The following is a 17,076-nucleotide window of genomic DNA, read 5'->3' as shown; positions in this document are numbered from 1 at the left end:
GCGGGCCATGCTGTTCTTGACGACGACCGAGCGCGAGAGCGCGCTGCTGGTGCGCATCGGCCTGGCGCTCGTGGCGTGCGTAGCGGTGGCCGGCGCACTGATCGTGGTCAACCCGCTGGCCGACGGCGCCGCCGACGGCAAATCGATCACCATCGATTCGCCCTACGTCGGTCAGGGCGTGGTGCGCGGTACCCCGGTGCTCCTGCACGGCGTGAAGGTGGGCGAGGTGGCGTCGGTGGCCAACCGGACCGAAGGCGGTGTGCGGCTGGGACTGTCGTTGCAGCCGGAACCGACCGCCGGCATGACCGATTCCCTCGCCGTCGACTTCCGGCCGTCCAACTACTTCGGCGTCACCGGCGTGAACCTGATGCGTGGCCCCGACGGCGGCCGGCCACTGGCCGACGGGATGCGCATCGAGCTGCTGCCACGTGGCAACTTCACCATGCAGGCCCTGCTGTCGCGGCTGAGCGAGATCACCCACGGCGTGGTGACCCCGGAGCTGGTCTCGGTGCTGGACCGGGCCACCCGCTACGTCGACGGCCTGAACCCGATGTTGGAAACCGTGCTGCTGGTCGCCGACACCATCGCCAAGGTGCAGACGGTCAGCACCGCGCAGCTGGTCCGCAACGGTGCCGGAATCGCCGTCGCGGCACCGTCGTTCGTCGACGGCCTCACCGACCTGGCCGACCACGTGGACCACGGCGGCCTCGACGGCGACGAGCAGTTCTTCCAGGATCGTTTCCTGGCCACCGTCCAACTGGCCTCGACTGGACTGTTCGGCGCCGTCGGCGGATTGCTGTCCTCGCATGTCAACGAATTGCTTCCGGTGACCGAGGTGGTGCGGACCCTCACCGGGCCCATTCCCGGCATCGCCCAAACCCAGAACATCTCGGCGACGTTGGTGGAGTTGCGGACCCGGTTCGAGCGAATGTACGGAGGATCACCCGACCAGCGCGCCCTGCAGGTCCGGATCCTGCTCGACAGCCTGCCGGGCGTGGCCGCCGCGGTCCCGGCGATCGGGGCGCCGCGATGAGCAACCGCACGATCGTCATCAAACCGGCCGCGGCCCTGTGGCGGCTGGCGCTCAGCGCCGTGGTCGCCATCGCGCTGGGCGTGGTGGTGGTCAATGTGCTCCGGCAGCCGGTGGACGGCCAAACCCGTTCCTACACCGCAGAGTTCACCGATGCCTCGGGGCTGCACGTCGATGACGACGTTCGGGTGCGCGGAGTGCGGGTGGGCAAGGTCGAATCGGTGAAGCTCGTACGCCGGGCCGGCCAGAGCGTCGCGGCGGTCGGCTTCGGTCTTCAACAGCGGTTCGGCATCGTGGATTCGTCGCGGTTGGCCATCAAGTTCCAGGCCTTGACCGGTGCCCGTTATCTCGACATCGTCGCCCCGTCCGTGGGTGCGACGGCCGAGCCGCTCGTCACCCTGGTGCCCACCTCGATGACCCAGCCCTCGCTGGACATCACCACGTTGTTCAACGGGCTGCAACCGGTGCTCGCGACTTTGACTCCCGAGGAGATCAACACCTTCACCGACAACGTGACGACGTTCCTGGCCGGCGACGGCAGCGGGCTCGGCCCGATGCTCGACAGCATCCGCAAACTCACCCAGTTCGTGTCCGACCGGCAATCGGTCATCTCGACGTTGATGCAGAACCTCAGTGCGCTTTCCGATTCCGTGGGCGGCCGCTCGCGAGAGTTCATCCAGCTGCTGGAATGGGCCAACCGGCCGATCGACGCGGCGATGAGTGTCCTCGATGAGTTCCGCAAGTCCGATCTGTACGGCCCACAGTTCACCCAGGCCGTCGTGCGGTTGTTGAACCACCTGGGTTTCCAGCCCGGCGCCGATGTCGACGACGGACTCGACCGCGCGCTGACGAACTTCAACAACGCCATCGACGGATTCAAGATGATCCCGGTGGTGTGGGAGAACATCGGACCACCGAGTCAAGCCGGCGAACCGATGCCGTGCTCACGCGGGCGGGCCCAATTGCCCGCGACGATGGACGTGCTGCTCAATGGCCAGAGGGTGGTGCTGTGCAATCCCTGAAACGCCTGAAATGGCTGGGCAATCCCCATGTTCTGGGGATCTGTGCGTTGCTCATGGCCGGGATCGTGGCGGTCTCGGCCGCGATCGTCTACCTCAGCCCGCCGGGCCAGAAGCTGGTCTCGTTCTACACCGACGATGCGGCCTCGGTCCGGCCCGGAGACTCGGTGCGGATCGCCGGGGTGAATGTCGGCCGGATCAAGGATCTATCGATCGAACCGGACCGGGTACGCGTGCGGGCGTCGGTGGACAACGAGGCCTTTGTCGGCGATCAATCGCAGATCGAGGTGCGCATGCGCACCGTCGCCGGCGGCTACTACACCTCGATAACCTCGCTGGGCGACGAGCCCTTGGGTGACACGGTCATTCCCGTCGAGCGGGTCACCATGCCCTACAACCTGATCCGTACCGTCACCGATGCCACCAAGGTCACCGACAACGTGTCGGCAAAGTCCATCCGGGAATCGCTCGATGAGCTGCAGCGCGGTCTCACCGACAACAACGTCGACACGCTGGCCGCCATCATGGACGCGGGCAACAGCCTGACCGCGGCGATCGATCAGCAGCGGGGCCAGATCTCGTCGATCCTGAACCTCTCCGACGAGTACATCCACGCCCTGAGCAACTACAGCGACCAGCTCACACAGATGCTGATGAAGGTGTCGATCATCGAGCAGACCCTGGTGCTGTATTCGGCCGGGTTCGGCCAGGCCCTCAAGGGGATGGGCGACCTTCTCGATTCGATCAATCCGCTGGGCCAGTTCTATGCCGGCCACCGCGACAAATTCATCGAAAAGGTGCGCAACTGGCAGGAGATCGTGCAGACCTGGGCGGACCGCAGTGGCCTGGTGGTGCGGGGACTGCGGCGGGTGCGCAACAAGTTAGAGCGGGTCCTCGACGCTCAGAACGCCGGGCCGGATCTGCTGGCCACCGACCTGTGCATCCCAGTTCCGGGAAGTGCGTGCTGATGAGGGTGTCGATGCGACGACTGGTCGCGGTTGCCGCTGTCCTGTGCACGGTCGGGGCCAGCACGTCCTCGTGTGGCACCCGCTCCGCGGAATCCGCGCCCGAGTACTGCGCCGTCATGCCCGACGCCGTCGGCCTGTACGCGGGTAACCCGGTGACCCAGATGGGCTTTCAGATCGGCAGCGTCACCTCGGTGACGCCCACCGCCGGCGATGTCCGGGTGACGTTCACCGTGGCGGACCGCAAGATCCCGGCCGAGGCCAAGGCCGTCATCCGGTCGATGTCGATTCTGGCGGACCGTTCGCTGGAGCTCGTCGGCAACTACTCCGGTGGCCCGGAACTGACCGCTGGTCACTGTATCCCGCTCGGGCGCACCGCAACCCCGCAGAGTCTGTCGCAGGTGGTGGGCTCGATCGCGAGTTTCGTCGACACGGTGAGCCCCGAAGGGTCGAACAATGTGGCCGACACCGTCGCCGGCCTGGATCAGCTGCTGCAGGGGCAGGGTCCACGCAGCAACGAGTTCCTCACCCGGTTGTCCAGTGTCCTGGACAGCCCGGATCAGGCGATCAGTGACACCGGATCGGTCGTGTCCAACCTGGCACAGCTCACCTCTGAGATCAGTGGTGTCCGGGACACGCTCAAGCAGGTCCTCACCGACGCCGAGGCCACCACGCCAGACCTGGTGCTGGCCACCGACGGAGTGAAGCGGATGACCGCGACGCTGCCGCTGATGATCACCATGGTGGCCGATCTGGAACGTGAACTCGGCGGTCAGACCCAGCGGGTGCTCGACACCGTGTCGGTGGCACTGCGCAAGGCCAGCCCGCATGCCACGGCGATCTCCGACCTGCTCAATCCGATACCGGGATGGATCATGACCGCATCGGACCGGTTCAACGTGCAAGGGCTGCAGCTCAAGTGGCGTCCCCCGATGTACCGGATCCGAACCCAGGACGGGTTGCTGTTGTGCGGCACCATGAATGCACGGGTGCCGGGGAGCTGCGCCGACGTGGCCGGCACCCCGTATGCCGTGGATGTCGCCCTGCTGCAATATGCCCTCACCGAGGCGAGCCGATGAAAGCCCTGCTGCGCCGCCTGCCCGCGCTCCTGGTGGCCGCCGCGGTGCTGTGCTCGTGCGCCTCGGTCAACGTCACTTCCCTGCCGGCGCCCGGGACCGTGACCGACGGCTACGACGTGCTCATCGAATTTGAGAATGTGCTCAACCTGCCCGACCGGGCGAAAGTGGTGATGGACGGCGTCACCGTCGGTACCGTGACCGGCGTCCGGGTGGCCGGTGACCGGGTGGCCGTCACGTCGCGGATCCGCCCCGAGGTGCGCATTCCCGCCGACAGTCACGCCGTGCTGCAGCAGGCCACCGTGCTGGGAGAAATCTATGTGGCCCTGCAGCCTTCGGAGCACGCGCAGGCGCCGGCACCTCAGATGCCGGCGCTGGGTCCCGGCGACACGATTCCGCTGTCGCGCACCACCGCACCGCCCCAGATCGAGGACACGATCGCCAGCCTGGCCAACTTCGTGGCCAGCGGTTCGATCCAACGGGCGCAGAACACCCTGATCGGGCTGAACCGGCTGGCCGAAACCAGCGATGTGGAGCTGAGTGAGGTGGTGTCACGCGTCGCCGTCGACCTGTCGGAGCTGGCCGACAACATCGAGACCGTGGACCTGGCTTTGCAGGGATTGTCCGATACCGCAGCGGTTCTCGACAGCAAGCGCTCGGCCATGCAGTACTGGTTCTCGCCGGCGGGCATGTTGGGCTTCGACCGTGCCACCCAGGTGATGTCCCGGCTGAGCGTGATGATTCCCTCCATCGGCAGCGTGTACAGCGGGGGCTTCTGGCTGGTGCCGATGCTCACCACGCTCGGCGACGCCGCCGGCGCGGTGCAATCGTCGAAGTGGGCGGTAGAAGACGAGATCCCACGGTGGAGAACGTTGTTCACCGACTACTTCCTGCCCCAGGACAAGTACCCGGCGATCAACATCACCTCGATCGTCGGCCCCGACGGACGTGAACTGTCCGGCAATGTCGCCGATGTCCTGCGGATCCTGGGGGCGGCGCCGTGAGAATCCGCAACCTGGTCTCCTTTGCCGCGCTGGCCGCGATCATCGTGGTGGCCATCGGCTACATCGCCGGTCTCGGGGTCCGGCTCTCCCCGCCGGACCACCGCACCAACCTGTCGATGGCGGTCGAGAGCACCAACGGTCTGGTGGTGGGCTCCAACGTGTTGTTGCGTGGCGTACCGGTCGGCAAGGTGACCGCGATCCGGCCGACCGTCGACGCGGCCGCCGTCGATTTCTACATCGACGGTGCCCATCAGGTGCCGGTGGACAGCGTGGTGCGGCTGGACAATCTGTCCGCGCTCGGTGAGGCCTACATCGGTCTGTTTCCCCGGACCTCGGCAGGGCCGATGCTGACCGACGGGCAGCGCATCGCGACCGAGTCGGTGCAGCAACCTCCCTCGATCGCCGACCTGGCGGTCAGCGTGGGACGGCTGCTCGAACAGGCCGACCCCGAGCAGCTCAAACGGATTGTCGCCGAAGCGGATACCGCGCTTCCGGACCCGGACGCGGTACTGCCCAACATCTCCCGCGCCGGCGCGCTGCTGCGCAACGAGACGACGAGCATGAACGGCCGGGGCCAGCAGCTGCTGGACAACATCCAGACCTTGCTCGCCGAGGCCGGCTACGTCGGCCCGGCACTGGCCGGCCTGGCCCCGCGCCTCCACGAACTCGGGCCCAACATGCAGGCCATCTTTGCCGGTGCGATGGGTATCGTGCTGGCCGGTTCACCGGAATCGCTGCAACGCTTCAAGGATTATCTGGACCGGATTCAGAACTTCCTCGACACCCGGTCCCCCGACGTCAAGGTGCTGGCCGAAACCCTGTTGCCCAACATCCGTTCCATCGGTTCGGCGTTGACGAACTTCGACACCGGTCAACTCCTGGGCAACATGCTGCGCGGAGTACCGGCTGACGGCGCCATCAACCTTCGCGTCACCATTCCCCCGCCCGGGTAGCCCGCACACGTTCTCAGATTTCAAGGAAGGCAGAGACACATGGTCGAGCAGGACACCGAAGAAGCCGCCACCCCCGAGGGTGATGACGAGGCCGCCGAGGCCGCGCCCGTCACTGCGGGAAAGCCGCCCGCCGCGGCTCCCCGTCAGATCTCGGTTTCACTGCGCACGCTGGTGGTCAGTGCGCTGATCGCCGTGCTGGCCGTCGCCGTCGGGGTGTTGAGCTGGTTGTACCTCGACGCCAGAAGCGAACTCGGCGAGCAGGCCCGGCGCACCGCAGACAACCAGCGGGCCGAACAGGTCGCGCTGGACTACGCCGTCAACGCCGCACAGATGGACTACCGCGATCTCAACGCCTGGAAGGCCCGTCTGGTGGCCGGCACCTCACCGGAGTTGAAGGCCAAGCTCGGCGGGGCGGCCGATTCCATGGAGCAGATCCTCGGCCCGCTGCAGTGGCAGTCCACCGCCAAGCCGCTGACCGCGGTGGTGCGTTCCAGCACCGGCGGGGTGTATGTGGTGGACTCGTTCGTCAGCGTGCTGACCAAGACCACGCAGGCCCCCGACGGTCTGCAGTCCACCGCGACCTACAGCGTGACGATCGACAGCAACGCGGACTGGTTGATCACCGATGTCGGTGGCATCGACGCTGTGGTCGGGGCCCGGTAGCCATGTCCGCAGATCTGTTGCCGCCCAGGGCCGTCACTGCGGTGCGCCATCTCGCCACAGTGGCGCTGTGCATGGTCGTGGCGCTGTGCGGTGGCACCGTGCTGGGCGGGCCGGCCGGCGCCGATCCCCCGGGCCCGGTCGGTCAGGAACCCCCGCCACCGCCGCTGCCGGTCATCGTGCCGACGGCCTCTGATTGGCAGCCCATGTTCCCGTTCCCCTATGACCAGACACGCGAGTTCGTCACCGACGCCGACATCAACGCCCAGCGTGAGATGTGCCAGTGGTACAACGCCCAATATGAAGAGCTGATGCGCCAGATCGACCGGTTCAACATCAAGCTCATCAGTCGCAACGGCAACTGGAACATCGACGACATCCCCGCGCACGCGGATGCCGTCGTGGCCAACATCGATCAGTCCGTCGCATTCCTCGCCCCGCGTACCCAGGCCCTGACCCAACGCCGGGATTACGTCGGTGACAACTACTTTCCGCTCTACCAGGGTGAGAGCTTCTTCCTGATGTGGCAGCACCTGTCGAACGTCGGCAACGGGCTGCGTGCCCGTCAACCCGCGTGGTTCAGCGGCCCGTCGCTGCGCCGGGTCCAGTACTGGGGCAGCAGAATCAACCGGTCTCATGTCTGCCGCTGAGCGCACAGCCGGGCGTCGTACGCTGGCCGGGCTGTCGAGCATCTGCGCCGTCGGGATGCTGTGCGCGCCGATGGCGGGCGCAGAACCCGACGAAGGATTCGACCATGGCATCGCTTCGGTGCGAGCCGCCGGTTCCTGTGCCGCGCTGATCCGCGATCCCCTGGCGCAGAAGGTCGCCGAGATCTCCAATCGGTCCACCGAGGACTACCTCAACCACACTGCCCGCCACGTGCCGGTCGCTGATCCGCTCGCGGTGCTCAAGGATTTCGGCAGCGACGCCGGAAAAGCCGTGCAGCTCCAGGGATATGGCCGAACCGACGCCGCCGCCATCAAGGGCGCGTTGCTGCAGGGCCACACCGCACTGCCCGACTGCTCCTACACCACGTTCGGCAGCAGCCTGATCCGCAACCCCGAGCGCGGTCAGGTGCTGGCGGTGGCAGTGCTGGCCGGCCCGTGACCGACTACCTCCGCAGGTCCATCCACGGCGGGGTCAGCCAGGTGCCGGCCGGGGTGATCAGGAACTTCAGCGGCCCACGCTCGCAATAGGTTCCGTTGTCGTCCGTGACCGCGCAGGTGGTTCCCTGGTGTTCGACGACACTGCGCGGCGGCAGCGCCGCCAGCGCCCGGGTGGGTGGCATCCGCAACGGCACGGTCCAGTCATAGTGCATGGCACGGTCCCCGGTCACCCAGCCCACGGCCCTCGTCCCCGCCGGGGCACCCGGGATGTCGCCGCTGCAGGCGAAGCTGCCCCGGCCCCAGATGCCACAGTTCTGACCGGTGGCCGAGGTGAACCACAGTCCGTCGACCCCGGGCGGGAAGTATGCGCCGGGATCGGGGCGATCGAAGTATCGGAGGGTGGGCCACGGCTGGACCGCGGACTCGCCCGGACCTGGGTCGGCCGCCACCGGCGCCGCGGCGCTCAGGGCGGTTGCTGCAGCGGCGATGGCCGCGGTGACCAGCGCAGCCGGCGGCCGTGACCCTCGTGCCTGCACCGCTGACCCTCGCGTTCTGATGCCGCCCATTGTTTCGGCAGTTTATCGGTGTTTGCCGAGCTTGTCGTAGGCTCGTGGCGTGGTCGCGCTGTCGTATGTCATCGCCGGGTCCGAAGCCACCGGCGGTGCGGGTCTGCAGGCAGACCTGCGCACCTTCCAACAGCTCGACACCTACGGCGTGGGAACCGTGACCTGCATCGTGTCGTTCGACCCGAAAGCGAACTGGTCGCACCGATTCGTCCCCGTCGAGCCGCAGGTCGTCGCCGACCAGATCGAGGCGGCGACGTCGGCCTATGACCTCGATGTCGTCAAGATCGGCATGCTGGGCACGCCCGCGACGATCGACGTCGTCGCCGAGGCGCTGGCCCGGCAGACCTGGCGGCACATCGTCGTCGACCCGGTGCTGATCTGCAAAGGCCAGGAACCGGGCGCGGCGCTGGACACCGACACCGCACTGCGTCGGCAGATCCTGCCGCGGGCCACGGTCACCACACCGAACCTGTTCGAGGCGCGCACTTTGGCCGGGATGGCGGACATCGCCTCCATCGACGATCTCATCGAGGCCGCACGACGCATCGCCGACCTCGGGCCCGACTACGTGGTGGTGAAGGGCGGCGTCGACTTTCCCGGTGACGACGCGATCGACGTGGTTTTCGACGGGAGAGACGCCGAGATCCTGCGGGCCCCGAAGGTCGGACAGGCGCGTGTCGCCGGCGCGGGATGCACTCTGGCAGCAGCGATCACCGCGGCACTGGCCAAGGGATCGGATGTCCTCGACGCGGTCCGGCTGGCCAAAGAGTTCACCACGGCCGGAATCGTCGAACGCATCGGCGGCAACGCGCCGTTCGACACCGTATGGCAGGGCGCGAGCCAGACGGGTCGTTGAAATGCTGCTCGTTCGAACTCGGGTGCCCGACTCCGGGGCAAGAGCAATGGCGAACTACCGAAACAAGGCACGGGCGATGTTGGCAAAGTGCTGCCGCACCGCGGGTTCATCCATGTCGAGGATGAGCTGCGCGATCACCCCGTCGTAGACCGTGACGAGCGCACGCGCCATATCGGCGGGCGTGGGCAGGGAATCCGGAAGTTGCGGCGCCCGGTCGCCGACATGCTCGGCGAGCATGCGGGTGAAGTCCTCGCGCATGCGGGACCGTTCGGTGGCGAGGTCCAGCTGCACGTCCGGTCGGCGTGCGGCGTACAGGACGAAGTCGGTGTTGATCAGCAACCAGTCCCGATCGATGGGCAGTTGCCGGGCCCAAGCCTGAATTGTCTCCTCGACGGAGTCGACGGGTTCGGCGGCCAGGAATTGCGCGGTGTGCTCGGCGAACTGACGGGACTGCTCCCGGTACAAGGCCAGGAACAACTCGTCCAGGCTGGTGAAGTTCGAGTAGAACGCCCCCTTGGTGTAGCCCGACGCCTGGCAGATGTCGTCAATCCTGGTGCGTCCGAAGCCCTTTGCCGCAAATACCGAAAACGCCGCGTCCAGGAGCCGCCGACGGGTCTCGATGCGCCGGCGCGTCATCGTCCGCGGGGATCCTTCCGATCGACCGTCGCCACTCTGCACCACCCCATGATACCTTTTGGCATCGGATACCAAAAGGTATCTAATTGGGTCGGGGTTAACTCAGGGGGCGAATCCATGCCGCAAACAACATGCCGGGCCGCGTTGTGCGCCATCGCAATCCTGTTCGCAGTGGCCACACCGACCGCGCAGGCGACACCCAGGGCCGCCGAACGCACCGACGCCTGCCACACCTGGCCGGCGACCACGGTGGCCAGCGGGCTCGGCGCCCTGGAGAACCTCGAGCCCGACGGTCATGGCGGTTTCTACCTGAGTGCGATCGAGGACGGCCGACTGCTCCACGTCGACGCCCACGGGCACAGCGACACGGTGCTGTCGGGCCTCGATCACCCTGCCGGACTGAGACTTTCGGGGCGCGACCTGTATTTCCTGACCGGCAACAACCCCGGCACCTCGCGCGGCACGCTGCAACGCCTGGACCTGAGCTCTGGCGAAGCGACGACACTACTGACCGGATTGTCCTCGCCGAACGGTCTGCTGTTCCTGCCCGACGGCGATCTGATCTTCTCGCAGCTGAGCATCCCCCCGAAAGGCATCGACCGCTACAACCCCACCACCGGACTCCATACCCGATCCTGGTCGGACACACCGCTGCCCAACGGCCTCGCCCTGACCCCCGACCGCACCGCGCTGTTCACCGAAAACTCCGCTCTGTCAACCATTTTGCAGCTGCCGCTGGACAACCCCGATGCCACCTCCACGGTCGCTCGGCTGCCCGGCCTCATCGCCGGCTCCGACGACATGCAGGCCACCCGCGACGGGACGCTGTATGTCGCCGGGGACACCGCGGGTGAGGTCTACGCCGTGAACACCGACACCGGCCGGGTGTGCACGATCGCCCGCGGACTCAGCAAGCTCGCGTTGCCACCCAACGGGCCGACGTCGGTGCGAGTGGGCCCCGGACCCAATGGCAACGCGCTGTATGTCACGGCGTTCGACGGCGCGCTGCGTCGGCTGCAACCCCCGCCCGGAACCGATCTCACACCTGTTGTCTGACGAACCGGGGCCCGCGGGGCGTAGCGTGCCACATCTGGCCCTCCAGAAAGGCAACTCCCATGTCCAATTACAGTCATCCGCACTCCCTGGACGGCCACGTCGCCATCGTCACCGGGGCCGCCCGCGGCGTCGGGAAAGGCATCGCCTCGGCCCTGCTGTCGCGCGGCGCGCGGGTGCTCGTGACGGACGTTCTCGGCGACGTATTGGCAAACACCACAGCAGAATTCGCCGATGCCGAGGGTGAGGTTGCCTCCGTCGTCGCCGACCTGCGCGATCCCGACAGTGCGCAGCACATCGTCACGGCGGCGCTGGACGCCTTCGGAAGCGTGGACGCGTTGGTCAACAACGCGGTTGCCAGCGCCGGCCCCATACCGTTCGTCGACATCCCCACCGACGAGTACGAGAAGGTCTACGACACCGGCCCGCGGGCCACGTTCCGCCTCATGCAGGCGGTGTATCCGCATCTGGTGAAGGCCGGGGGCGGATCCATCGTCAACCTCGGCTCGGCGGCCGGCACGGTCGGCACCGCGCAGTTCGGCGCGTATGCCGGCGCCAAAGAGGCGATTCGCGGGATGTCCAAGGTTGCCGCGCTGGAATGGGGTGTCGACCAGATCAGGGTCAACGTGGTCTGCCCACTCGCCGAAACCGACGGCCTCAAAGTGCTGCGCGATGTGGCGCCGCGACGCTACGAGCAGGTCGCCAGGAGCACGTCGCTCAAACGAATCGGGGATCCCACCACCGATATCGGTGCGGTCGTGGCATTTCTGATCGGGGACGATTCCACCTATCTGACCGGGCAAACTCTGCTCGTCGACGGTGGGGCGGGTTCATTCCGCTGATGCCAATTCCCGCCGAATCGTAGATCACCCTTGTAGGTTCGAAATTGTCGACGAAAGCACGAGCCAAAAAGGAGGAAGACCAATGACGAATCACAATGGGAGCGCGTTCTCCCGCCGCACGTTCATCCGCGGTGCCGCCTTGACGGTGCCTGTCGTCGGCGCTGCGGCACTGGCCCCGGTCGCATTCGCGGCCCCTCAGGAATGCGGTGACCCGTCCGGAAAAATCGGAAATTGTGCGGCTCAATTGCCGCAGGAATTCACCTCGACGAGTTTCAGCACCACCGCGATTGCGGGCGGCACGAATTATTCGATCTTGTTCAGCACCAATATTCGCCGGGGACCGCTCATCCCATCGGGGACCACCGGCTACCGCATCAGAAGTGTCAGCGTGTCCGGCACAAAGCTCGACGGCACACCGTTTTACCTCACGCCGGGGATCGGGGAGGTCGGCCCGCGGCTGCTCAATGCCTTGTCCGCGTCGTCCCTGGGCTTCGCCCTGGACGTGCCATGGGATGCCAACCAGCTGGTGCGTTCGTTCCTCTACACCTACGACGTCGAATTCCTCATCGGGCTGACGGTCAATCAGACGTGCCGTTACACGACGACGATGACGCTCGCCGACAACGGTATGACCCTCGGCGGGGTGGGGTCGGTCAACTTCTCCACGCCGACACTGGCCGAGTGCGAGGCGGCGCCGCCGGCACCGCCACCGCAGCCCTGATCAGCGGCCCGCGTTGCGGGTCAGATCGATCGCGTACTGGCTCACGAAGGTGCCCGCGGAGGCCTCGCCCGTCCCGCATGCCCCGTCGGACTCGCCCGGGCGCTTGACCCACAGGAAGGCGTCGACGTTGCCGTTGCCGGTCGCCGTGGTCGGCGCCGCGCCGAGGGCCCGTCCGCTGGGGTTGCACCAGTACATCTCGCCCTCGGCCGGTCCGGCACCGTTGCGCGAGGTGTCGATCACGTAGTGCTTGCCGCCGGTCATCCCGGAAATGGCGTCGCCGTAGCCCATTTCCTCCTCGGTGGTGAAGAAGTTGGCGGTGTTGAGGCTGAAGCCCCGGGCCTTGGCCACCCCGACCCGGTTGAGCCGGTTCGCCATCTCATTGGCGGCCGTCCACCGGGAGTGGCCCGCGTCCACATACACCGCGGTGCCCGGATTGCGGGTCAGTGTGTCGACGGCGTAGCTCATCAGGTCGTAGCGTTCCTCACGCTGGTCACCCGACAGGCAGTCGGCCATGGCCAAGGCATCTGGTTCGAGGATGACCGCGGCCGGCCCTGAACCGATGGCGGCGGCGACGCCGTCGATCCAGCCCCGGTAGGCCGCGGCCGAGCCGAAGCCGCCCGCGGCGTAGCTGCCGCAGTCGCGGTGCGGGATGCCGTACAGCGCCAGAATCGGCATGGTCCCGGCGGCCTGGGCGGTGGCGATGTACTTCGCGTCCACCGCGGGGGTGGAGACGTTGTCCATCCAGTAGGCCGTGGGCGTGTTGGCGATGGCCTGCAGCTCGGGGCTCGGGTTGGCCTGCGCGGCACGCATCGCCTTCGAGGCGGGGTTGACGTAGAAAGCCTGGCCCTCCAGCGGGTTGGCGTCACTGACCAGGCGCACCGCCGGGGCGGCGTCGGTGACCAGGCCCGCGCCGACCACGGCGGCAACGGTGAGGGCAGGGGCGATCCAGCGCGCGACGGCGCCAACAGCGGAGGAGATCACCTCAGGGAAAGTAATGGGGCGGGGCGATTGGCGCCAGTCGCTGCCCGTCACGGGGTCCCGTCAGCCGGCCATCCCGCCAGGACTCCTCGGATCAACCGGTCGAGTTGATCGGCGTCGGCCACCAGGGGTTGTCCGACGACGAACGTCATCATCACCCCGTTGACGAACGAGAACAGGGTCTTGGCCTGATCGTCGATGACTTCCAGTGGCGTCGGATTCTCGTCGGAGGCATGCCATTCGGTGACGACAGCGCGCGCGAGCCCGTAGAACCCGTCCATGGACTCGCGCAACGTGGCGGCGAGTTCGTCGTCGCGGCCGGCCTGCAAGGCCAACTCGTACCGGGCTTTGGTGCGGGTGAGCCAGGGCTCCGAGGCCGAATACATGACGAGGGTGGCAAATCCGATCGTTCCGGTGAACTCCGTCGGATCGGCGTCGGTCACCTCGCTGAGCAGCGAGAGGTCGGCGAGATCGAGCTCGTTGAGGCGCGCAGCGATCGCGTGCATCAGGGCTTTGCGGGTGCGGAAGTAGAACGAGGTGGTGCCGTCGGGAACCCCGGCCTTCTTGTCGACCTTCGGGTGGCTGACGCCGCGGGCGCCGTCAGCGCCGAGGAGCGCGATGGCGGCGTCGGCCAGGTCGCGGCGACGTTGTGCCGGGTTGTACTTCCTGCGTGCAGCGATGCCCGCAGTTTAACGACCGGGCCTCAGAACGCCCCGCAGTTGGGTGTGGTGGGTTCGCCGTTGAAGCGGGCGGCGATCCACTGCATGGCGGGCTCGCCGTCGACCAGCATGGGCAGCGCGTGATTGATGACCAGCTTGTTGAGGAAAGGTGGTTCTTCGTTGGTGCGGAACTCGACGTCGGCACCCTGCGCGCACCAGTCCCGGCCCAGTTGGTTGGCCGCCGTCCACGGCACCAGCGGGTCGTATCGGTTGCTGTTGATCAACACCGGCGCGTTGGGCTTGTACCGGCCGAGCTTCTGCAGTTCGAACAGGCTGCTGAACGGCTCTTCGTTGACGAGCTGGTGGATGTCCTCGGTGAAGTAGGGCTGCAGATGACGGAAGGCGAAATCGATGATCGTCTGGCCGACGCATTGGCGCGACACCGACTCGAGCATGTCCTTGCCACGCTGGGTCAGCTTCGACCGGATGGCGTCGGCGGCTTCCGGGTAGGCGGCGATGACGCCGTTGAGTGCGTAACCCACCACCCCGACCAGCGCGCTGCCGTCGGCGTAGGGCAGCAGCTCCTTGAGATCGGCCGGTGGGGCGCCGGCGTAGGTGCCGACGATGTCGAGTTCCGGAGCGTAGGCCGAGGCCAGCTCGGCAGCCGACGCGGTGGCCCCACCGCCCTGCGAATAGCCCCAGAATGCCACCGGCCCATGGGGATCCAGCGACGTATCCGGTAGCTTCATGGCGGCCCGGCCGGCATCCAGCACGGCGTAGCCCTCGGCCAGGCGGTTGACGTAGGTGTGCATCGAGTCGGTGCCGAGACCTTGGTAGTCGGTCATGGCGATGGCAAAACCACGGGCCACCATGGTGGCGATGAACGCCTCCTCGTAGTTGATCATGATGTCCCAGCCGCCCGAGTAGTGGATGCCCTGGTTGAACTGGCGCGACGGCGCGCACTGGTTGCCTTGGCCCTGCGTTCCGGGCGCGTAGACGATCAACGGACGCGGCCCCTTGCCCGGCCAGTCGTTGTACGGCTCGAAATAGGTGCCGGTGACGGCGATCGGCTTTCCTCGGGAATCGGTGCTGCGGTACATGATTCGCGTTCCGGTGGCCATGATGGCGCCCAGCTGACCGGAGGGCTCGAGCACCAACCGGCTCGGTTCGGTGCGGATCACGTCGCCGGGCGCACCGGCGGGCAGCGGATCCGGCGGGAGATAGAACTCCTGATACTGCGGCTCGTCGCCGGTATCGGCGAACGCCGGCGACGTGGCGGTGACGAGCAAACCGATCAGCAGCATGAGGACAACGACGATCCCCCCGGCGTGGCGCATTACCGGACAGTAACAAGAAAGTGTCCGGCTGTGCCACTTTTCCTCTAACTAACTAGAGCAATTGCAGGACATTGCAGCTCAACTGCGGTTTCTTGCTCGCGCTCAGGGTCGCCGCCGGTTTCTACACCCGGGCCGTGACCTCGGCGAGACAGCAGCCACCCTGCAGAAAGCGGCGGCGCCGATCGACATCATCCGACATGACGCACCGGCCCGGTAGCCCTCCGCGAGACCTCCGTGACAATGGAACCCATGAGCCTCCAACCGACGCCCACCGAAGCCACACACCGGCCCCCGTCCCGCGCGCTGTACCTGATGCTGATGGCCGGCCTGCTCGCGGTGGCCCTGCTGTGGGGTCCCGGCGCCGGACGCGCGTATGCCGCCGAAGCCGCACCGACCGGCGACGTGCTGTCCATCGGCGACCCGGCTGCGCCGGGACAGGTGGACCTCTATCTGGATCCGCTGTGCCCCTACAGCGGGAAAATGGTCCAGGAACAGGGTGCCGAAATCGGGCGGCGCATCGAGGCCGGCACGCTGCACCTCAATGTGCGGTTCGTCGGTTTCCTCGAAAAGTACTCGGCCAGTGGCAATTACGACAGCCGCGCGATCTACGCGGCGTTCATCGTCGCCGATCATTCTCGCTCCAGCGAGGTCACCTGGCGCTTCATCGAGCAGATCTTCGCCGCCGACCACCAGCCCGAAGAGGAGGGCGAGACGGATCTGAGCAACGATCAGCTCGCCGACCTGGCCACCCACGCCGGTGCCCCGCAATCCGCGCAGAACATGATCCGGCTGGGGCTGCCCATCCCCTTCGACGGGCATGCGATCGCGGCGAACAACCTCCCGCTGCTGCGGCAGTTCCCCGATGCCGGGGTGCCGTTGGTGGTGCTCGACGGCGCGGTACCCGACGCCAAGGTGGTCGACGGGAACTCCGATTGGCTCGATCAGCTCCCGCACTGATCGAACCTAGTCTGACTGGACTAAGTCCAGTACGCTGGGTTCATGTCGACGGTCAACATCCACGACGCGAAGACGCACCTGTCGCAGCTGCTCACCCGGGTCGAGAACGGCGAAAAGATCACGATCGCGCGGGCCGGAAAACCGGTGGCCGATCTGGTCCCGCACACCCGCATTGACATCGCCTTCGGCGGACTGGCCGGCCAATTCGATTACGACACCGAGCACTTCGATGACACCGACAGTGACCTCAACACGTTGTTCGGCCTCGAATGACGGGCTTGTTACTGGACACCCACGTCCTGCTGTGGCTCCTCGAAGACAATCCGCGGCTGGGCGCCGAAGCGCGCAATCGCATCACGCACAGCCCGGTGGTGTTCGTCTCCGCAGCCAGCACCTGGGAGCTCACCATCAAAGCGGCGATCGGCAAGCTCACCCTGCCCGATGGCCTCGATGAGGCCATCAGCCGGTCCGGCCTGCGGGATCTGCCCATCACGCGACGTCACACGCTCGCTTCGGACATCACCGCGCTGCCACACAAGGATCCATTCGACGCGATCCTGGTCGCCCAGGCTGGCGTGGAGCGGTTGGCGCTGCTCACCGCCGACGCGAAACTGCTGGCGGCGGTCCCCGAAGCCATCGACGCCACGCGGTGACGGGG

21 protein-coding genes are annotated in these 17,076 nt (G+C 66.8%); 16 read left to right on the top strand and 5 right to left on the bottom strand.

Features of this window, described 5'->3' with window-relative positions; all coding sequences use genetic code 11:
- The first annotated feature begins 7 nt into the window (after positions 1-7).
- Genes FR943_RS01725 through FR943_RS01685 form a run of 9 tightly spaced genes read left to right on the top strand, consistent with a single transcriptional unit; the run spans position 8 to position 7,814 of the window.
- Complete coding sequence (locus tag FR943_RS01725) at positions 8-1,033, top strand: MlaD family protein (RefSeq protein WP_217154552.1); 1,026 nt, start codon at positions 8-10, stop codon at positions 1,031-1,033.
- Positions 1,030-2,052, top strand: a complete 1,023-nt coding sequence (locus FR943_RS01720) for an MlaD family protein (protein ID WP_217154551.1) — start codon at positions 1,030-1,032, stop codon at positions 2,050-2,052. Before FR943_RS01725 ends, FR943_RS01720 begins: the two co-directional genes overlap by 4 nt.
- 5 nt (positions 2,053-2,057) lie before the next feature.
- Positions 2,058-3,017, top strand: coding sequence for an MlaD family protein (locus FR943_RS01715; protein ID WP_372448065.1), 960 nt, complete (start codon positions 2,058-2,060; stop codon positions 3,015-3,017).
- Between the two features lie 11 nt (positions 3,018-3,028).
- Complete coding sequence (locus FR943_RS01710) at positions 3,029-4,093, top strand: MlaD family protein (RefSeq protein ID WP_246584755.1); 1,065 nt, start codon at positions 3,029-3,031, stop codon at positions 4,091-4,093.
- Positions 4,090-5,094, top strand: a complete 1,005-nt coding sequence (locus tag FR943_RS01705; RefSeq protein ID WP_217154549.1) for an MlaD family protein — start codon at positions 4,090-4,092, stop codon at positions 5,092-5,094. Before FR943_RS01710 ends, FR943_RS01705 begins: the two co-directional genes overlap by 4 nt.
- Entirely contained in the window at positions 5,091-6,047 is a 957-nt protein-coding gene (locus tag FR943_RS01700; protein WP_217154548.1) for an MlaD family protein, read from the top strand. Before FR943_RS01705 ends, FR943_RS01700 begins: the two co-directional genes overlap by 4 nt.
- Before the next feature lie 39 nt (positions 6,048-6,086).
- Positions 6,087-6,710: a hypothetical protein gene (locus tag FR943_RS01695; RefSeq protein WP_217154547.1), complete on the top strand. Its 624-nt coding sequence runs from the start codon at positions 6,087-6,089 to the stop codon at positions 6,708-6,710.
- A gap of 59 nt (positions 6,711-6,769) precedes the next feature.
- Complete coding sequence (locus FR943_RS01690; protein WP_372448064.1) at positions 6,770-7,357, top strand: hypothetical protein; 588 nt, start codon at positions 6,770-6,772, stop codon at positions 7,355-7,357.
- Positions 7,344-7,814: a hypothetical protein gene (locus FR943_RS01685; RefSeq protein WP_217154546.1), complete on the top strand. Its 471-nt coding sequence runs from the start codon at positions 7,344-7,346 to the stop codon at positions 7,812-7,814. The genes FR943_RS01690 and FR943_RS01685 overlap by 14 nt, the downstream gene beginning before the upstream one ends.
- A gap of 4 nt (positions 7,815-7,818) precedes the next feature.
- Here FR943_RS01685 and FR943_RS01680 read toward each other — a convergent pair whose 3' ends face one another.
- Entirely contained in the window at positions 7,819-8,349 is a 531-nt protein-coding gene (locus FR943_RS01680) for a hypothetical protein (protein ID WP_217154545.1), read from the bottom strand.
- Between the two features lie 79 nt (positions 8,350-8,428).
- Here FR943_RS01680 and thiD point away from each other — a divergent pair, with 79 nt between their 5' ends.
- Positions 8,429-9,235, top strand: coding sequence for a bifunctional hydroxymethylpyrimidine kinase/phosphomethylpyrimidine kinase (gene thiD, locus FR943_RS01675; protein ID WP_217154544.1), 807 nt, complete (start codon positions 8,429-8,431; stop codon positions 9,233-9,235).
- 54 nt (positions 9,236-9,289) lie between these two features.
- On the opposite strand, the gene FR943_RS01670 is transcribed toward thiD, so the two are convergent.
- Positions 9,290-9,871 (bottom strand): TetR/AcrR family transcriptional regulator, encoded by a 582-nt coding sequence (locus FR943_RS01670; protein ID WP_217154543.1) that lies wholly within the window; start codon positions 9,869-9,871, stop codon positions 9,290-9,292.
- 117 nt (positions 9,872-9,988) lie between these two features.
- On the opposite strand from FR943_RS01670, the gene FR943_RS01665 reads away from it, so the two are divergent.
- The 3 genes from FR943_RS01665 (at position 9,989) to FR943_RS01655 (ending at position 12,487) form a co-directional block, all read left to right on the top strand.
- Complete coding sequence (locus FR943_RS01665) at positions 9,989-10,927, top strand: SMP-30/gluconolactonase/LRE family protein (RefSeq protein ID WP_217154542.1); 939 nt, start codon at positions 9,989-9,991, stop codon at positions 10,925-10,927.
- A gap of 59 nt (positions 10,928-10,986) precedes the next feature.
- On the top strand, positions 10,987-11,766 hold the full coding sequence (locus tag FR943_RS01660; RefSeq protein WP_217154541.1) for an SDR family NAD(P)-dependent oxidoreductase: 780 nt from the start codon (positions 10,987-10,989) through the stop codon (positions 11,764-11,766).
- 82 nt (positions 11,767-11,848) lie between these two features.
- The gene (locus FR943_RS01655; RefSeq protein WP_217154540.1) at positions 11,849-12,487 is read left to right on the top strand and encodes a hypothetical protein; all 639 of its coding nucleotides are present in this window, start codon (positions 11,849-11,851) and stop codon (positions 12,485-12,487) included.
- Here the strand turns inward: FR943_RS01655 and FR943_RS01650 are convergent, their stop codons facing one another.
- The 3 genes from FR943_RS01650 to FR943_RS01640 all read right to left on the bottom strand — a co-directional run bounded on the left by FR943_RS01650 (position 12,488) and on the right by FR943_RS01640 (position 15,428).
- Positions 12,488-13,465 carry a glycoside hydrolase family 6 protein gene (locus tag FR943_RS01650; protein ID WP_217154748.1) on the bottom strand — a complete coding sequence of 326 codons (978 nt, stop codon included), beginning with the start codon at positions 13,463-13,465 and terminating at the stop codon, positions 12,488-12,490.
- A gap of 50 nt (positions 13,466-13,515) precedes the next feature.
- On the bottom strand, positions 13,516-14,085 hold the full coding sequence (locus FR943_RS01645) for a TetR/AcrR family transcriptional regulator (protein WP_217154747.1): 570 nt from the start codon (positions 14,083-14,085) through the stop codon (positions 13,516-13,518).
- Positions 14,086-14,168: 83 nt separating this feature from the next.
- Positions 14,169-15,428 (bottom strand): lipase family protein, encoded by a 1,260-nt coding sequence (locus FR943_RS01640; RefSeq protein WP_246584775.1) that lies wholly within the window; start codon positions 15,426-15,428, stop codon positions 14,169-14,171.
- Between the two features lie 282 nt (positions 15,429-15,710).
- Here FR943_RS01640 and FR943_RS01635 point away from each other — a divergent pair, with 282 nt between their 5' ends.
- From FR943_RS01635 to FR943_RS01625, 3 genes are read left to right on the top strand one after another with little or no spacing between them, the layout of a single operon-like run.
- Positions 15,711-16,418 carry a DsbA family protein gene (locus FR943_RS01635; RefSeq protein ID WP_372448057.1) on the top strand — a complete coding sequence of 236 codons (708 nt, stop codon included), beginning with the start codon at positions 15,711-15,713 and terminating at the stop codon, positions 16,416-16,418.
- Between the two features lie 42 nt (positions 16,419-16,460).
- Entirely contained in the window at positions 16,461-16,691 is a 231-nt protein-coding gene (locus FR943_RS01630) for a type II toxin-antitoxin system Phd/YefM family antitoxin (RefSeq protein WP_217154538.1), read from the top strand.
- Positions 16,688-17,071, top strand: coding sequence for a type II toxin-antitoxin system VapC family toxin (locus tag FR943_RS01625; protein ID WP_217154537.1), 384 nt, complete (start codon positions 16,688-16,690; stop codon positions 17,069-17,071). Before FR943_RS01630 ends, FR943_RS01625 begins: the two co-directional genes overlap by 4 nt.
- Positions 17,072-17,076: the final 5 nt, after the last annotated feature.

The organism is [Mycobacterium] fortunisiensis, from assembly GCF_019050325.1.
Lineage (GTDB): Bacteria > Actinomycetota > Actinomycetes > Mycobacteriales > Mycobacteriaceae > Mycobacterium > Mycobacterium fortunisiensis.
The sequence above is the reverse complement of the archived record's forward strand: the minus strand, read 5'-3'. Positions and strand labels throughout refer to the sequence as shown.

What these genes read in the sequence shown, in the direction of transcription:
- FR943_RS01655 (WP_217154540.1), top strand. Translation starts at nt 11,849, where the DNA reads ATGACGAATCACAATGGGAGCGCGTTCTCCCGCCGCACGTTCATCCGC.
- FR943_RS01660 (WP_217154541.1), top strand. Translation starts at nt 10,987, where the DNA reads ATGTCCAATTACAGTCATCCGCACTCCCTGGACGGCCACGTCGCCATC.
- FR943_RS01725 (WP_217154552.1), top strand. Translation starts at nt 8, where the DNA reads ATGCTGTTCTTGACGACGACCGAGCGCGAGAGCGCGCTGCTGGTGCGC.
- FR943_RS01665 (WP_217154542.1), top strand. Translation starts at nt 9,989, where the DNA reads ATGCCGCAAACAACATGCCGGGCCGCGTTGTGCGCCATCGCAATCCTG.
- FR943_RS01685 (WP_217154546.1), top strand. Translation starts at nt 7,344, where the DNA reads ATGTCTGCCGCTGAGCGCACAGCCGGGCGTCGTACGCTGGCCGGGCTG.
- FR943_RS01630 (WP_217154538.1), top strand. Translation starts at nt 16,461, where the DNA reads ATGTCGACGGTCAACATCCACGACGCGAAGACGCACCTGTCGCAGCTG.
- FR943_RS01635 (WP_372448057.1), top strand. Translation starts at nt 15,711, where the DNA reads ATGAGCCTCCAACCGACGCCCACCGAAGCCACACACCGGCCCCCGTCC.
- FR943_RS01670 (WP_217154543.1), bottom strand. Translation starts at nt 9,871, where the DNA reads ATGACGCGCCGGCGCATCGAGACCCGTCGGCGGCTCCTGGACGCGGCG.
- FR943_RS01640 (WP_246584775.1), bottom strand. Translation starts at nt 15,428, where the DNA reads ATGCTGCTGATCGGTTTGCTCGTCACCGCCACGTCGCCGGCGTTCGCC.
- FR943_RS01720 (WP_217154551.1), top strand. Translation starts at nt 1,030, where the DNA reads ATGAGCAACCGCACGATCGTCATCAAACCGGCCGCGGCCCTGTGGCGG.
- FR943_RS01695 (WP_217154547.1), top strand. Translation starts at nt 6,087, where the DNA reads ATGGTCGAGCAGGACACCGAAGAAGCCGCCACCCCCGAGGGTGATGAC.
- FR943_RS01705 (WP_217154549.1), top strand. Translation starts at nt 4,090, where the DNA reads ATGAAAGCCCTGCTGCGCCGCCTGCCCGCGCTCCTGGTGGCCGCCGCG.
- FR943_RS01710 (WP_246584755.1), top strand. Translation starts at nt 3,029, where the DNA reads ATGCGACGACTGGTCGCGGTTGCCGCTGTCCTGTGCACGGTCGGGGCC.
- FR943_RS01625 (WP_217154537.1), top strand. Translation starts at nt 16,688, where the DNA reads ATGACGGGCTTGTTACTGGACACCCACGTCCTGCTGTGGCTCCTCGAA.